The 15,659-nt window shown below is 65.5% G+C and carries 9 protein-coding genes; 2 read left to right on the top strand and 7 right to left on the bottom strand.

Annotated elements, in window-relative coordinates; all coding sequences use genetic code 11:
- Window positions 1–97 precede the first annotated feature (97 nt).
- Window positions 98–1,222, top strand: a complete 1,125-nt coding sequence (locus C7449_RS02685; RefSeq protein ID WP_108001206.1) for an NAD(P)/FAD-dependent oxidoreductase — start codon at window positions 98–100, stop codon at window positions 1,220–1,222.
- A gap of 48 nt (window positions 1,223–1,270) precedes the next feature.
- On the opposite strand, the gene secD is transcribed toward C7449_RS02685, so the two are convergent.
- The 4 genes from secD to C7449_RS02665 all read right to left on the bottom strand — a co-directional run bounded on the left by secD (window position 1,271) and on the right by C7449_RS02665 (window position 9,411).
- Window positions 1,271–3,817: a protein translocase subunit SecD gene (secD, locus tag C7449_RS02680; protein ID WP_108001205.1), complete on the bottom strand. Its 2,547-nt coding sequence runs from the start codon at window positions 3,815–3,817 to the stop codon at window positions 1,271–1,273.
- 91 nt (window positions 3,818–3,908) lie between these two features.
- A complete protein-coding gene (locus C7449_RS02675; protein WP_108001204.1) occupies window positions 3,909–4,370 on the bottom strand; it encodes a hypothetical protein in 462 nt (153 codons plus the stop codon).
- Between the two features lie 140 nt (window positions 4,371–4,510).
- A complete protein-coding gene (locus C7449_RS02670) occupies window positions 4,511–8,134 on the bottom strand; it encodes an ATP-binding protein (protein WP_108001203.1) in 3,624 nt (1,207 codons plus the stop codon).
- A complete protein-coding gene (locus tag C7449_RS02665) occupies window positions 8,134–9,411 on the bottom strand; it encodes a metallophosphoesterase family protein (RefSeq protein WP_108001202.1) in 1,278 nt (425 codons plus the stop codon). The genes C7449_RS02670 and C7449_RS02665 overlap by 1 nt, the downstream gene beginning before the upstream one ends.
- A gap of 153 nt (window positions 9,412–9,564) precedes the next feature.
- Here C7449_RS02665 and C7449_RS02660 point away from each other — a divergent pair, with 153 nt between their 5' ends.
- A complete protein-coding gene (locus C7449_RS02660; protein ID WP_108001201.1) occupies window positions 9,565–10,044 on the top strand; it encodes a MarR family winged helix-turn-helix transcriptional regulator in 480 nt (159 codons plus the stop codon).
- Window positions 10,045–10,146: 102 nt separating this feature from the next.
- Here C7449_RS02660 and C7449_RS02655 read toward each other — a convergent pair whose 3' ends face one another.
- From C7449_RS02655 to lon, 3 genes are all read right to left on the bottom strand, one after another.
- Entirely contained in the window at window positions 10,147–12,336 is a 2,190-nt protein-coding gene (locus tag C7449_RS02655) for an esterase-like activity of phytase family protein (protein ID WP_108001200.1), read from the bottom strand.
- 190 nt (window positions 12,337–12,526) lie between these two features.
- Window positions 12,527–12,802, bottom strand: coding sequence for a DNA-binding protein HupB (gene hupB / locus C7449_RS02650; RefSeq protein WP_108001199.1), 276 nt, complete (start codon window positions 12,800–12,802; stop codon window positions 12,527–12,529).
- 207 nt (window positions 12,803–13,009) lie between these two features.
- On the bottom strand, window positions 13,010–15,436 hold the full coding sequence (gene lon, locus C7449_RS02645; protein ID WP_108001198.1) for an endopeptidase La: 2,427 nt from the start codon (window positions 15,434–15,436) through the stop codon (window positions 13,010–13,012).
- Between the last annotated feature and the right edge of the window lie 223 nt (window positions 15,437–15,659).

Below are 15,659 nucleotides of genomic sequence, written 5' to 3'. Positions count from 1 at the left end.
CGCGCACGCTGGCGGTCCGCAAGGAAGCACATGCTCGGATGCGGTCGCGGCACGATGCGCGGCACCCGGCCAAGAGCGAAACGCGGGGTTCGGAAGAATGAAGCACCATGACGTTGCAATCGTCGGCGGCGGGATCGCCGGACTGTCGCTTGCCCATTTCCTGGCCCCTGACCGCTCCGTCGTGGTGCTCGAGCGCGAGTCGGCGCACGGCTATCACAGCAGCGGGCGCTCGGCCGCGGAGTTCACCCTGCGCGACAACGCCCCGCCGGTGAACGCCTTGGCGCGGATCAGCCACAGCTTCATGGCGCAGCCGCCGGAGGGCTTTGTCGCCGTGCCGCTCCTGACGGCGCGCGGCAGCCTGTGGATCGGTACCGCCGGCAAGGAGGAAGCCGTCGCGCAGGCCCGCCGCAAGGCCGAGGCGGAGGGCGTTGCCGTCGTTCGCTTGACCGTCGAGGAGGCGCTTGTGCGCGTCCCCTTCCTGGATCCCGAGTACGTCGCCGCCGCCTATTTCGATCCGGATTACTGTGACATCGACGTGGACGCGCTGCTCCAGGGTTATGCGCGCTCCGCCCGCCGCGCCGGTGCCGAACTGGTGACCGGCGCCGAGCTGCTCGGCGCCCGCCAGGAGGGTGGCCGGTGGCTGATCGAAACGTCCGCGGGCACGCTGAGCGCCGACGTCGTCGTCAATGCAAGCGGCGGCTGGGCGGACATGGTCGCCGGGCGCTGCGGCGTCGCACCGGTGGGTATCGTTCCACACCGTCGAACCGCGATCACGGTCGACCTGCCGGCCGGCATCGACGTCTCCGCGCTACCGGAGATCAACGAGATCGACGAAACCTATTACTTCAAGCCCGACGCCGGGCGCCTGCTCGCCTCTCCGGCCGACGAGACGCCCTGCGAACCCGCCGACGTGCAGCCGGAGGAGCTCGACGTCGCCTATGCCGCCCATTATCTCGAGGAAGCTACGACGCTGACCGTCGGCCGGATCGCCAGCAGCTGGGCCGGCATGCGCAGCTTCTCCGCCGACCGCCTGCCGGTCGTCGGCCCCGCGGCGGACAATCCGGCCTTCTTCTGGCTCGCCGGCCAGGGTGGTTACGGCATACTCACCTCGCCGGGGCTCGGCCAACTTGCCGCCGCGCTCCTCACCGGTTCGGCACTGCCAAGAATTTTTGCCGCCGAGGGGGTGCAGCCCGCTACCTTTTCGCCGGGGCGGTTCGGCTGACATCTCGAGGCAGGATCAAAGGGAAAGGGGCGCCGAAGCGCCCCTTTTTTACTTCTGCTCGATGGCCGTTCCGTCGGCACCCGCCGCGGCGGGAAGGCGGCCGCCTTCGCGGTCCTTCCACCAGCGCGACAGGAACAGCAGGATCGGACCGCCGATGTAGATCGACGAGGACGTGGCGACGACGACGCCGAAAATCATCGGCCAGGCGAAAGGCTTGACCGTGTCGCCGCCCCAGATCGCCATCGGCAGAAGGCAGACGACGACGGCGACCGAGGTGAAGATGCATCGCATGATCACCTGGTTGATAGACAGGTCGATGAGGTCGGAGAACGGCATCGACTTGTACTTGCGCAGGTTCTCGCGCATGCGGTCGTAGACCACCACCTTGTCATTGACCGAGTAACCGATCAGCGTCAGCACGGCAGCGATCGCCGTCAGGTTGAAGTCTATCTGCAGGAGCGAGAAGAAGCCGATCATCTTGGTGATGTCGAGGATCAGCGTCGCAATCGCGCCGACCGCGAAGTGCCACTCGAACCGCCACCAGATGTAGAACAGGATCGCCAGCATGCCGAGGCCGACAGCGAGGAAGCCGGATCGGGCAAGCTCGGAACTGACGGTCGGGCCGACGACTTCCGTACGCTCGAAGCTCGCGTCCGGGATCACCTCAGCGACACCCTGGCGCATCTGGTTCAGCGCAGCCGTCTGCGCCTCCTCGCCCCCGGGCTGCCGCTGCACGCGGATCAGCACCGAGGTGCCCTGGCCGAACTCCTGCAAGGCCACCTCGCCGAGGTTCAGCCCCTCCATCTTGGCGCGAACCGTAGCAAGATCGATCGGCGTCTTGGACGTCGCCTCGACCTGGATGCCGCCGACGAAGTCGATGCCGTAGTTCAGGCCCGGGGTGAAGAACAGAATGATCGAGCTGACCGAAAGCACCGCCGACACGCCGATCGCGATGAAGCGGCCGCGCATGAAGGAGAAGCTTGGGATGCTGCGGACTGCGCCGATGATCGAATGGATCTGGATCGTCTTCATCTTGCGGCGGACGACCACCTCGCGCATCAGCAACCGAACGACGGTGATCGAGGTGAACATCGAGATCGCGAGGCCGATGATCATGGTGATCGCGAAGCCGCGAACCGGGCCGCTACCGAACATAAAGAGAAGGATCATGCCGACCATGGTCGTCATGTTGCCGTCGACGATGGTCGCGTAGGCCTTGTTGAAGCCGACGTCGAGCGCCTTCATCGCGCCTGAGCCGGACGCCGTTTCCTCCCGGATACGGGCGTTGATGAGGATGTTGGCGTCCACCGCCATGCCGATGCCGAGGATGATACCGGCGATGCCGGGCAGCGTCAGCGTCGAACCGAGCAGGCCGAGCGTGCCGATCGTCATGATCGTGTGCAGGACCAGGCCGACGACGGCGATCAGGCCCCAGGCGCTGTAGAGACCGACCATCAGGGCGACGACGAAGGCAAGCCCGGCGAAGCCGGTGTAGAGGCCCATGCGGATCGAGTCGCTGCCGAGGTTCGGGCCGACGGTACGCTCCTCGATGATGGTGAGCGGCGCCGGCAGGGCGCCGGACCGCAGCAGCGCCGACAGCACGGTCGCTTCCTGCGGGGTGAAATTGCCGCTGATCTGGCCCTGCCCGCCGAGGATCGGCTCACGGATCACCGGCGCGGTCAGCACCTTGCCGTCGAGGACAATCGCAAAGGGGCGGCCGACATTGGCCTTGGTGATCTCGGCGAACTGGCGAGCGCCGGTCGTATCGAATGTGAACGATACGATCGGCTCGTTGGTGCGCTGGTCGAAACCGGCCTTGGCGTCGGCAAGACGGTCGCCGGAGATCGCGACGCGGTCCTCGATCGCATATTTCCGGCCGTCGTTGGCGCCCGGAAGGATCGTGACGCCGCGCGGGGCGACGCCATTCGGATCGACGGAGGCGTCGAGCATGTGGAAGCTCATCTGCGCGGTCGAACCGAGCAGCTGGCGAAGCCGCGTCGGATCCTGCAGGCCCGGAAGCTGCACGAGGATGCGGTCGCCGCCGACGCGCTGGATCAGCGGCTCGGCGACGCCGACCTGGTCGACGCGGCGACGGATGATCTCGAGGCTCTGGTCGACGGCGGCCGTCATGCGGTCGTTGAGACCGGCCTCGGTCAGCTTCACGTTGATGGTCGTGCCGGAGGTCTGGACGTCGATGTCCGGAGTGCTCGCGCCGAAGCCGAGCGCACCGGCTGGCGCGGCGAGCTTGCGCACCTCGGGCAGCACCTTGTCGAAAGCCGCCTGGTCGGAAGGCGTGATGACGAGCGTGTTGCCGTTCAGCCGCGCGCCCGAAGCGCGCTCACCGGCAGTGCGCAGGATGCCGCGTACGTCGTTCAGCAGCACGTCCATGCGCGCCTTCGTCAAGGCAGCAGAGTCCACTTCGAGGACGAGGTGGGAACCGCCCTTCAGGTCAAGCCCGAGGGTGACCGGCTTGGCCGGCAGGTAGCGGCCGAAGCGCTCAAGCTGGGCCGGCGTCAGGATGTTCGGAACGGCGGTCAGGACGCCGAAGAAGATGATGGCGATATAGGCCAGCAAGGCCCATTTTGAGGTGCGCATGGATGAATCCGCTTCAATTGCGATGGAGTCGGGCGATCGCCCCTATCCTCCGGTATCGTCTAAGCGGCGCCGTGGCGCCGGCACTGGCCTGTCAGGCGCGTTCAAAGATGCGCGGGGGCGCCCTGCCCTGGAAGTCGTGCCGCGGCGTGCCGGCGGGCACCATCTCGGCGGGCGCTTTCGCGACAATTCTTTCGGACTGCGGCGCAATGGCCGCAGGATGGTCTGGCACGAGGAAGGCAAGATCGTTCGGCGGATCGCCGCCGGCACCCGAGGCCCTCGCCTTGACGGCGCGTCGCTCGGCGCTGCCTGGAGACAGCAGCCATGCATCGCTGCCGCTGGCTCCGCCGCCCGCCGAGAGCGGCCGCGGTGCGCCTGTCCGTCTGGTGACCTTTTCCGGCGACGTGCGGGTGACCGCCTGTTCGTTGCCGGAACGGAAGGAGATCTTGCGTTCGAGCGTCACGAACTGACCGGCGAGGAGCGCAAGCATCAGGAACAGGGCGCCGAGGAAACCCCGTTGCCTTTCCGTCACGCTGCTGTGCTGCCAGTCCGTCATGCCATCTGCCCGTCGTCGCCCCGGCACCGTCCGAAGCATCGTGCCAAGAAACACCGGTGCCCCCTCAAGTCAACCCCGAAGCCTCCAAGCCGGCCGCCGCGCAGTCCACCGCACTTGCCCATCGGCGACAACGACGTCGCCTACAGTTTGTGGATGACGACCTGCGGGCAGGCCTGTCTGGCGATGTCGCAGAGGTGCTGGTGGTGGGTCAGGTAGATCACCTGCCCCACTCTCGACATCTCCGCCATCAGCCGGAACGCGTTCAGCGAACGATTGTCGTCGAAGGTCTCCATGATGTCGTCGGCGATGAAGGGCAGGATCTCGCGATTGGCGGCGACCTCGTGGTAGCCGGCGACCCGCAGCGCCAGATAGAGCTGGAAGCGGGTCCCCTTCGAAAGCTCACGCGCCAGCTTGGAACCGCCGGCGGCGGCCGTTGCCACAAGGATCTCCTGATCCTTCTCCACCACCGTCGAAAGCCCGCTGTATTCGCCGCCGCTGATCGTCCGGAATGCGTCGGACGCGTGACGCATCATGGCGGAGCGATGGCGCTCCCGATAGAGCCGCAGCGCCGCCTCGGCCGCGGCGATACCCGCGCGGGTCGCAAGGTATCGTTTCGCCCGTTCGGCAAGATCGAGGATCAGGGTGCGCCGACGTTCCTCAAGGGCCGCCACCGAACCGTCCGCGCCGATCGCCGCCAGCGCGTCCGCCGCCTTGATCCGGGCCGCATGCATCTCCCGGACTTCTCGGTCCTGATCCTCGTGCCTGGCGCGAAGCTGGGCGAGTTCCGACGTGACCTCGCTCTCGTCGGTCGCGGCGAGCGCCGCCTCGGCCTCGTCCGCCGTCGCCGCCAGCATGCGGCGGCAAAGGTCCTGCGCCGCCTCGTCGGCCCGTTCGCGCAGGTCGTCGCGCTCGCGGTAACGCTGAAGCGCAAAGGACGCCTGTGCCAGCGTCTCGCAGCCGAGCGCCTCGCAGATATCACGCGACCGCCGAGCGTGGACCACGAGCCGGCTGTCGAGCTCCGCCGCCTCTTCCTCCAGCCTCGCCAGTTCCATCCCCTGGCGCTCGCGCTGTGCCTGGGCCTCCTTCGCCAGCCGAACCCGGTCCGACAGGGCGGAAACGAAGGCGAGCGGATCTTCCTCCGGCGCGCCGCCAATCCTCTCGGCAAGACGCTCCGCCATGCGGGCGTAATCGGCCTGATCGCGACGCATGCCCTCGATCCGGCGATCGAGTTCGCGCCGGCTTTCCACCAACCTCGAAACGGCATGGATCAGCGGCAGAAGCGCGCTTGCACGTGAGACATCGACAGCTGTTTCTGTGCTGGAAAGCCAGGTATCGTGGCAAGCCTCATCCCAGGCGGCCTGCCATGCCGCCACCGCAGCCTCCGCAGCCTGGCGGGCTGCCTCGCGCTCCGATCGGCGTTCCTGCGCCAAGGCAAGGGCCTCCAGCGCATTTCGACGCTGCGCCAGCCGCTCGCCCAGCGCCGTCGCATGGTCCTCGGCCTGCACGAGCAGTTCGTCGACCGCTGCCGCGGAGACATCGATGCGTTCAGGTTTTTTCAGCGCGTGCGACAGGCGGCCGGCCAGTTCCCGCGCCTCCTTCGTCAAGACCGCGAGGCCGGCCCTGCGTTCCGACAGCACGTCGGCCGCCTCCAATGCCGCCGCACGGTCATCCACCCAGCCCTCGATTGCGTCGAGCTCCGACAGCCATTCGTCAAGATCGAGCAACGGCCCGACCTCGACGACACCATCGGCCGGCTCTGCGAGCGCGCGACCAGAGGACGCGGCCGCCCCCAGGGAAACGGCAGCATGCCGCCTCGGTCTGGCGGCGCCGGCCTCGATCATGTCAGCCTCGCCAGTTCCAAGGCTCATGGCGATGGCTTCGATCCGGCTGGCAAGAGCGGTCGCGTCGTTTCCTATCCGCTCGAACTGCATCTGCAACGCGGTGAGCCGGGCCTCGTTTTCCGCGATCGACCTCTCGGTCAACCGCATCTCCGAGAGCCGATCCGCCTGGGCCATCCTTTGCAGTCCCGCGGTGTCATCGCGCTGCATGGCCGCTTCGAACCGGTCCGCTGTTTCCGGATCCAACCTTTGGCGATGTTCGTTCCAGGCCGCATCGCGCGCCCTGCGCAACGCGCTTGCCTCCTCGTCCGAGACGACGGCTTCGCTGCGGCGCATTCTCTCCAGCACCGCGCGCTGGCCGGCGAGCTCCAGCGTCACGGTGCGCACCTGTTCCGTCGTCCGCGCGGCGGCGTCGGCATGACGCCGTATCGCCTGTCGAAGGGCGTCGATGGCATCGCGACCCGGTGCATCGAGCCTCAGCAATGCCTCGCTGTTGCCCTGCCAGGGCGCCAGCCGTCCGAGGGCTGCGGCAAGCCCGGCTTCCGCTATCGCCTTTTCCCGCTCTGCGTCGCGCAGCCGCGCGGACAGGGCGCCCTGTTTCGCCGCACGCACCATGGCCAGCAGCGCGATGCGCTCCTCGTCGGCGTCGGGCGACGGCTCGCCCTCGGCAACTCCTGCCAGCTTGCCGCGTGCGGCTTCATGGGCGTGGACCGCTTCCTCCGCCTCCCGACGGGCCGCTACAAGGCGCTCGTCAAGCCCGGATCGCTCCGCGACCAGGGTCGACAGCCTCGCCACCTTGTCCGGCGGCAATACCAAGGTCACCGGATCGATGTCGCGCGAAAGACCGAGCAGCGAGCGCTTCTCGGCGATCTCGGCATCGATGCGATCGCGCTCGGCGATGCGGCCGGCGAGATCCATCTGGGCGGTACGATAGCGCGCTTCCAGTGCCGAACCGGCAAGCGCCGCTATCTCGGCGCCGGCGGCAAGGGCCTCGGGATCGGATGGCGTTCCGTCGAGCGCGGCGCGGCGTCGCTCCAGGTCCCCGTCAAGCCGTCCGGCACGCGCCGAAAGCTCGGCCTCCTCAACCATCAGTTGGCTGACGAGGGGTGTCCATTCCTTAGGCGGCGTGTCGGCGAGGTCGAACGCGCCGAGCTGCACCCGCAGGTCCCGAAGCCGCTTCAGAAGCGGCATGGCTGACAGCCGGCGTTCCATTTCATCGATCGCCGCCTGCGTTGCGGCACGCGCCTCGAGCGCCTTGTCGTAGGCAGCCGTTGAGGTCTCCAGCTGCCGCGTCAGCGCGCCATAATCGCGTGCGGCGACGTTGAGAGCCTTGCGCTCCTCGCGCAGCGCCTCGATCTCGGCCTTCATGGCGCCCAGTTCGTGCTTGCGCGCCTGCGGACGGAAGAACAGGTCGGCTTCCGCTTTCAGCTGGTCCAGTCCGCTTCCAATGCCGGAGAGACCGGAGCTGGCCGAAAAGAGCAGTGCGCCGAGCTCGCCCTCGCTCTTAAGGATGGCCTCGCCGCCGCGCTCGATGCTGTCGTCGTCGAGCGAGAACATCATCTGGTAGGCCTGTCGGTCCATGGAGCCGAGAACGGGTGTGAACAGCGCGTCGGACAGCACCCGCTCGTCCGGCCCGATCAGCGAGCCTTGCCGGCGCTTCAGCCGGGCGACCTCGCTACGGTCAGCCCCGACGGTGATGTCGCCGCCGACGCGCATGGTCGGATAGGGGTGGAGGAAACCGTAGGCGCTCTGGGTCTCGATGCCGAACAACAGGTCGAGATAGGCTGAAAACAGGGTCGATTTGCCTGCCTCGTTGGGCCCATAGACGAGATGGAAGTCCGGCGTGCCGGGCTTCGCCTCGCCGAAATCGAGCCGTTTGTCGGTGAACTTGCCGTAGCGGGCCAGGTCGAGACGGTTGAGGCGCATCAGCTCGCCTCCCCGTCGTGCACCGCCGCAAGCCGCGGCAGCACCTCGGCAATGCCGCGCTCCGCCGCCAACGCAAGCAGGGCAGCCTCGCCCTCCTCGTCGGCGCCGAGCAGGTCACGGACTTCGCGCGGAAGCTGCGATACCAGACCTGACAGCACATCGCGCAGTTCCGCCTGGAAGGCATGGGACGGTAGCACCTCGCGCTCGATGATGGCGGAAAGCTCCGGCAGCGCGCCGATCTCCTGCCGCGCCTGTGGCGGCACGACGCGATCGAGAGACAGTTCAACCGACTCGATCCAGCAGCCGCCCACACCCTCCGCGATTGCCTGCAGTTCGGCGGCCAGAAGGTCGTCGTCTCGCCGCAACCGGAAGGCGAGCGGCGTGGGACCGGAAAGTGTCAGCCGGCAGACAAGATGATCGGCGCGCGCACCCTCCTTGACCTGCTCCAGCCCGACCCGGACGCGGGTCAGCATCGACGGCCAATCCTCGACGCCGGCAAGATCGACTGTCACACGCTCTAAGGCGGCGATCGCCAGGAAATGCTCCTCCGCAAGGAGCGCACCATGGTCGCCGACGGTCACCAGGGTGACGGACTTGTTGCCACCCTCGTTGATGTCGCGTCCCTGCGGGATTCCCGGCATGACGATCAGCGGGCGTTCGGAATGGACGGCACGCTGGTGGATGTGGCCGAGCGCCCAGTAATCGAAGCCGTGCGCGACCAGCTCGGCGACGCTCGCCGGCGCGTAGTTGTCGTGGCGGCCGGAACCGGCGAGGCTCGTGTGCAGCATGCCGATGTTGATCGCGTCCGCCACCGGCGCCCGGAAGCCGGGCAGCAGGCTTGCCGGCGCATGCGGCTGGCCGAAGCTGATGCCATGCACGAAAACATCCCGGCCGTTCGCGAGCGCCCCTGCCCTGACCGGCTTGCCGCGCCCGTCAAAGACGTGGACGTTGGCCGGGAAGGTCAGCTCGCGGGTGATCTGCGACTGGGCGTCGTGATTTCCGCGGATGATGTAAACGCCGATGCCGGCGGTCTCGAGCCGCCGCATCTGTGCGACCAGGAACAGCGCCGTGGCCATCGAGGTCTGAGAGCCGTCGTAGAGATCGCCGGCAACCAGCAGCGCATCGACCCGCTCGGCGATGGCAAGATCGACGATCCGCTCCAATGTCCGCCGCGTCGCCCCCCGCACCAGATCGGCAAGCTCGGGGTTTCGCAGGGCGAGCGAGGCGATGGGCGAATCAAGGTGAAGATCGGCGGTGTGAACGAAACGGAAAGGCATGCGGTGACCTTCCCCCCGCCATTGCAGGGCGGTCAATGGTCGATCCGTGCGCCGGCAAGGTTATCCTCGTCCAAAATACAGTTCGGAACGGCTGGCCCGTGTCGACCGTGCCGATTCGTTGACATGGTCCCTCAATAAATCTATGGTCCTGTCATGAATGACACCGTCGAACTCGCACAGGGCATGTTCAAGCTCTATCATCAGGTCAGCCGCCTGTTGAACGAGTGCATGATGGATGAAGGTGTTTCGCTGGCGCGCAGCAAGTTCCTGTTTCTGCTTGCTTGCGAAGGACCGCAGCGCTCTACGGACATCGCCGCGACGCTGGGATTCGCACCGCGGACCGTAACCGAAGCGATCGACGGGCTGGAGCGCGACAAGCTGGTCACGCGCGAACCGGATCCGCGGGATCGCCGCGCCAAGATCGTCTCCATCACGGAAACGGGGCGCGCCGTCATAAGTGCTGCCATGGAGCCCAAGGAAAAGACCGTGAAGGCCATCTTCGATATTCTGGAAGATGGGCAGAAGGCCCAGCTCTGCGAAATCCTCGAATGTCTCAGCGCGCGAACCCTGGAACTGCAGCGCGAAAGGGACGAGGCCCGGCTCGGCGCCGCAGAGTCTCGCGCAACAGGCTGATCGGCGCCTCCCCGCGCTGGCCGGTGACAGAAACGTGTTCAGTGGCGATTTCCAGTTCGAAGGCCGGGAGCCATGCTCCCGGCCTTCCTAATTCTGGCGGCATCACATCGCGTTGATCGGGCCGATGCCGAAGAACAGCGTTTCGCCGGAGGAGTCGTCGACGCCGTCGTTGTCGGTGACGACATAGCCGTTGCCGGCGGCGTCGATGGCAAAGCCTTCGACCTTGTCGACCACGTAGCCGTTCAGCGCCTTCAGCTCAGGAATGAGGTCGCGGACCTCCTCCTTCTTCACGACCGGCAGAGCCTCACCGAGCTTGGCCGGCTTCAGCTCGGCCAGCGCCACGCGATAAAGCTTCTTCAGCCTGGCGTCCTTGCCGATCAGGTTGTCGCGTTCGATAACATAGGCGTAGTCGCCGGTGACGGTGATCTCCGACAGGCCGACCCAGCCCTTCTCCGTCGTCTCCAGTGGGTAATGGACCGCGCCCCATTCCTCGGTCGCCGGCTTGTAGGAGACAAGCTTCACGAGACCCTTCGCGTCATCCTTCCACTCGCGCTGCACGGCCATCCAGAGCACCATGTCGTCGCCTTTGCCGACCGTGGTGATCCCCTCGAAGCCGAAGCGGGTTTCGCCGGCGCGCAGCTCGGCCGGAATCGCGATCTCCTTCTTGATCTCGCCCTTCTTGTTCACATGCAGGATGGCATGGGCGTAGAGCTTGTCGGCATTGCCTTCGCTGGCGATCCAGAAACCGCCCTCGCCGTCTCCGACGATGCCTTCCAGATCGAGCTTCTGCGCCGGTGCGCCATCGCGGGTGATGGTCAACTTGTCGGTGATGACCGCCGGCTGCTTCGTCGCGTCGATGGTGAAGATCGCCGGATCGGAGGAATAGACTGAATCGCTGATCGCATGGAGCTTGCCGGGCTCATCGGTTGCGGCCAGCCCGGAAAGCGCTCCGAACCCGATCGGCAGCCCCTCCTTCTCCGCCGCGCGGATCTGCGGATAGGCGGCCGGGCCATCGGCGCGCTCGTAGATCATGACATGCGACCGGGCGCCGCCATCCTCGACAAGATCGGTCTCGTTGGCGGTGACGAAGAGGTTGCGGCTCGGGATGGCGACGGCGCCCTCCGGCCCGATGCCCGACGGCAGAAGCTGCAGCAACTGCGGCTCGGCGCCGGTATCCTTGTAGACGCCGACGATAGAGGCGCGTTCGGCAAGCACGAAGAACAGGTTGTCGTCACCGAACTTCGCGGCCTCCAGGCCTTCCGGCTCGACGCCCTTCTTGTTGCGCTTGTCGGGATAGTGGCCAAGCTCGGCGATGGCATGCTCGAAGGAGGCACCGCTTTCATAAAGAATCTTGCCGGTCGTGTCGAAGATCGTGAAGCCGCGCGCGCCGCCCTTCCAGTCACCTTCATTGGCGACGACGAGGCGATTGTCGTCCAACCACTTCACCGCGTCGGGCTCGCGGGGGACGTCCTTCATCCCGCCGGTGAACTTCAGCGCACCGTCCTTCTTCGTATCGATGCTGTCCAGGTCGACGGTGCCGGCCGAGAAGTGGCTTTTCACGGCGCCTGTCTTGCCGTCGACGATGACGATATGGTTGTTTTCCTGCAGGGTAAGCGCGATCTCGTCCTGACCGTTGAAGGAGACGAATTCCGGCTCCGGGTCGTCGCCGGCAACGGCAGCAAGACCGGTCAACGAAACGCGCTTCAGCGAGCCGCAATCAACCGCGCCATCCTTGACCGAAAGCAGCACAAGGTCGCCTGCCGGCATCTGTGGGATATCGCCGTCGTTGACGTCTTCGTCACGCTCGTTTTCGATGGCGATCGCGGCGATCGTCTTGTCCTTGTTGAGGGCGATCGAGTCCGGCTGGCCGCCGAGATCGCAGCTGGCGCCGACCTTCCTCGTGGCAATGTCGACGACGGCGAGCAGGCCCGACGGCTCGAGGAAGCTCTTGCGGGTGTTGACGGCAACGAGGGCATGGCCGCCGGCGATCGCAACCGAGGTTGGCTCGCCCCCGAACGTGACCGTGCCGCCGGCCCGCGGCGTCCTCGGGTCGGTAATGTCGATGAAGCCGATCGCCCGCAGCGGGCTGTCGGAATAGACGAGCGTATTGCCGTCTTCCGTGGCCGCGACGATCTCGGACGACGTCACAGCTGCGGGGTCGACGCCATCCGGAAGATTGTCGGCGACGGCGAAGGAGGCGATGCGGTTGAACATGGGCTCGGCGTAGGCCGCCGGCGCGGCCGATGCCGCCAGGACGGCGGCGAGTGCCGCGACGAGGGAGCGGGACGTCATGAAATCCTCCGGAGTTGGCCTATAGGAACTCCGGGGTTTTGGTCGCCTGCCGTTACAGCGCGATGACGGCTCGATGACAGTTGGAAGACGACACCCCATAAAGAAAAAGGACCCAGACGGGCCCTTGATCCATGGCGTTGCCGGGCAGGCCGGCCGTGGCGTGACAGAACCGTCACGCCGGTTGAAAGCATCAGCCGTTGACGGCGTCCTTCAGGCCCTTGCCAGCCGAAAACTTCGGAACGTTGCGGGCCGGAATGTCGATTTCCGCGCCGGTCGAGAGATTGCGGCCCTTCGAGGCTTCGCGACGCGAAACGGAGAAATTGCCGAACCCGACGAGGCGAACGTCGCCGCCGTTCTTGAGTTCGCCCTGGATCGTCTCGAATACGGCATCGACAGCGGATGCTGCATCGGTCTTCGACAGTCCGGACTTCTCAGCTACTGCGGAGACGAGTTCATTCTTGTTCATGTTTCCACCCCTTTCATACGGTTCGAAACGACTCATACCAAGTCGGGGGCAGAATACGCATCGCCTTTTCCGCCGCAACCGGATTTCGGCGGCAAACGCTGGGGTTCCAGGCTTTTCACAGCCTTTTCGACGGAAAAGGCCGGCTTTTGAAGCCGGCCTTTCGATTTTTACGTTGGACGTAAACACCAGATTCGGCGTTCAGCCATCTCAATGGGCAAGCGTCGCGCCCACCTCGTCGGCCGATTCGGCGGTTGTAACGGGCTTCGTTTCAACCGACGCCGGATCCCATTCGATCGGTTCCGGCTTGCGAACCAGGGCGTGCGCGATGACCTCGCCCATCCGCGACACCGGCACGATCTCCATGTTGTTCTTCACGTTGTCCGGGATTTCCGCCAGGTCCTTGGCGTTCTCTTCCGGAATCAGCACCTTCTTGATGCCGCCGCGAAGGGCCGCAAGCAGCTTCTCCTTCAGGCCGCCGATCGGGAGCACCCGACCACGCAACGTCACCTCGCCCGTCATCGCCACGTCCTTGGACACCGGGATGCCGGTCATGATCGAAACGATCGCGGTCGCCATCGCGATACCGGCCGACGGACCATCCTTGGGCGTCGCACCTTCCGGCACGTGCACGTGGATGTCGGTCTTGTCGAAGCGCGGCGGCTCGATGCCGAAATCGATGGCGCGCGAGCGGACATAGGATGCCGCCGCCGAAATCGATTCCTTCATGACGCCCTTCAGGTTGCCCGTCACCGTCATCCGGCCCTTGCCGCCCGGCAGGCTCACGCCTTCTATCGTCAAGAGCTCGCCGCCGACCTCGGTCCAGGCAAGGCCCGTCACCACGCCGACCTGATCGTCGCGCTCGGCTTCGCCGTGGCGGAACCGCGGCACGCCGAGGAACTCGTGGATGTTGTCCGCCGTCACCTCGACCTTGGGCGTCTTGCCCTTGATGATCTCGGTCACCGCCTTGCGGGCGAGCTTCATCAATTCGCGCTCGAAGTTACGAACACCGGCCTCGCGGGTGTACTGCTGGATCACCGCCATCAGCGCCCCGTCGGTGACGGAGAACTCCTGTGCCTGCAGGGCGTGGTCGCGGATCGCCTTCGGCAGCAGGTGCCGCTTAGCGATTTCCAGCTTCTCCTCTTCGGTGTAGCCGGCGATACGGATCACCTCCATGCGGTCCATCAAGGGCGCCGGGATGTTCAGCGTGTTCGCCGTCGTCACGAACATCACGCTCGACAGGTCGTATTCGACCTCGAGATAATGGTCCATGAAGGTCGAGTTCTGTTCCGGATCGAGCACCTCGAGCAGCGCCGAAGACGGGTCGCCGCGGAAGTCCATGCCCATCTTGTCGATCTCGTCGAGCAGGAAGAGCGGGTTGGACTTCTTGGCCTTCTTCATCGACTGGATGACCTTGCCGGGCATAGAGCCGATATAGGTGCGGCGGTGGCCGCGGATCTCGGCCTCGTCGCGCACGCCGCCGAGCGCCATGCGGACATATTCACGCCCCGTGGCCTTGGCGATCGACTTCGCAAGCGAGGTCTTGCCGACGCCGGGAGGACCGACAAGGCACAGGATCGGGCCCTTGATCTTGTTGGAACGGGCCTGCACGGCGAGATACTCGACGATGCGCTCCTTGACCTTGTCGAGGCCGAAATGATCCTCGTCGAGAATCTTCTCGGCGTTGTTCAGGTCGGTCTTGATCTTCGACTTCTTGTTCCACGGAATGCCGGTCAGCCAGTCGAGGTAGTTGCGCACGACGGTGGCTTCCGCCGACATCGGGCTCATCTGCCGGAGCTTCTTCAGTTCGGCATCCGCCTTCTCGCGGGCCTCCTTGGAGAGCTTGGCCTTGGCGATCTTCTCTTCCAGTTCGGCCATCTCGTCGCGGCCGTCCTCGCCGTCGCCGAGTTCCTTCTGGATCGCCTTCATCTGTTCGTTCAGGTAGTACTCGCGCTGGGTCTTCTCCATCTGGCGCTTGACGCGCGAGCGGATGCGCTTTTCGACCTGCAGGACGGAAATCTCGCCTTCCATGAAGCCGAGCGCCTTCTCCAGGCGCAGCTTGACGCTGGTCGTCTCGAGCATTTCCTGCTTCTCGACGATCTTGATGGAGAGGTGCGAGGCGACCGTATCGGCCAGCTTCGAGTAATCCTCGATCTGGCTGGCGGCGCCGACGACCTCGGGCGAGATCTTCTTGTTGAGCTTTACATAGTTCTCGAACTCGGACACGACCGAGCGCGAAAGCGCCTCGATCTCGACCGGATCCTCATCGGGCTCTGGCAGAATGTGCGCCATCGCCTCGTAATAATCATCACGATCCGTGTAGTTCTCGATCTCGGCGCGTGCGCGGCCCTCCACCAGCACCTTCACAGTACCGTCGGGGAGCTTGAGAAGCTGCAATACGTTCGCAACCGTGCCGACCTTGTAGATTGCATCGGGCTCCGGATCATCGTCGGAGGCATTGATCTGGGTGGCAAGCATGATCTGCTTGTCCGTTCCCATCACTTCCTCCAGCGCGCGGATGGATTTCTCGCGGCCAACGAACAGCGGCACGATCATGTGCGGGAACACCACAATGTCGCGCAGCGGCAGAACCGGGAAGGCCATGTTTTCGTTCGCGCCGGACGTTTTATTCGTCATGTCTTGTCCTTTCCAACATCCCGTCGCCGGGAGCTGATAGCCGGGCGCATCTGCGCTTGTCCGGCCCTATCGTCCACCCACAAGTGGCGCTCTGTTAACCAGTTTTCAAGCCCGCAGAAAAGCTGCCCCCGAACACGCGGCATCAAGCGCTGCATGCCTCATGGCCGCGAAAGCCCACGTATGCCTGCGCACGTAGACCCGCCAGGGGCGGGTCTATCGAGCC

The organism is Mycoplana dimorpha (assembly GCF_003046475.1).
Classification (GTDB): domain Bacteria; phylum Pseudomonadota; class Alphaproteobacteria; order Rhizobiales; family Rhizobiaceae; genus Mycoplana; species Mycoplana dimorpha.
This window is presented reverse-complemented; position numbering and strand designations above follow the sequence as displayed.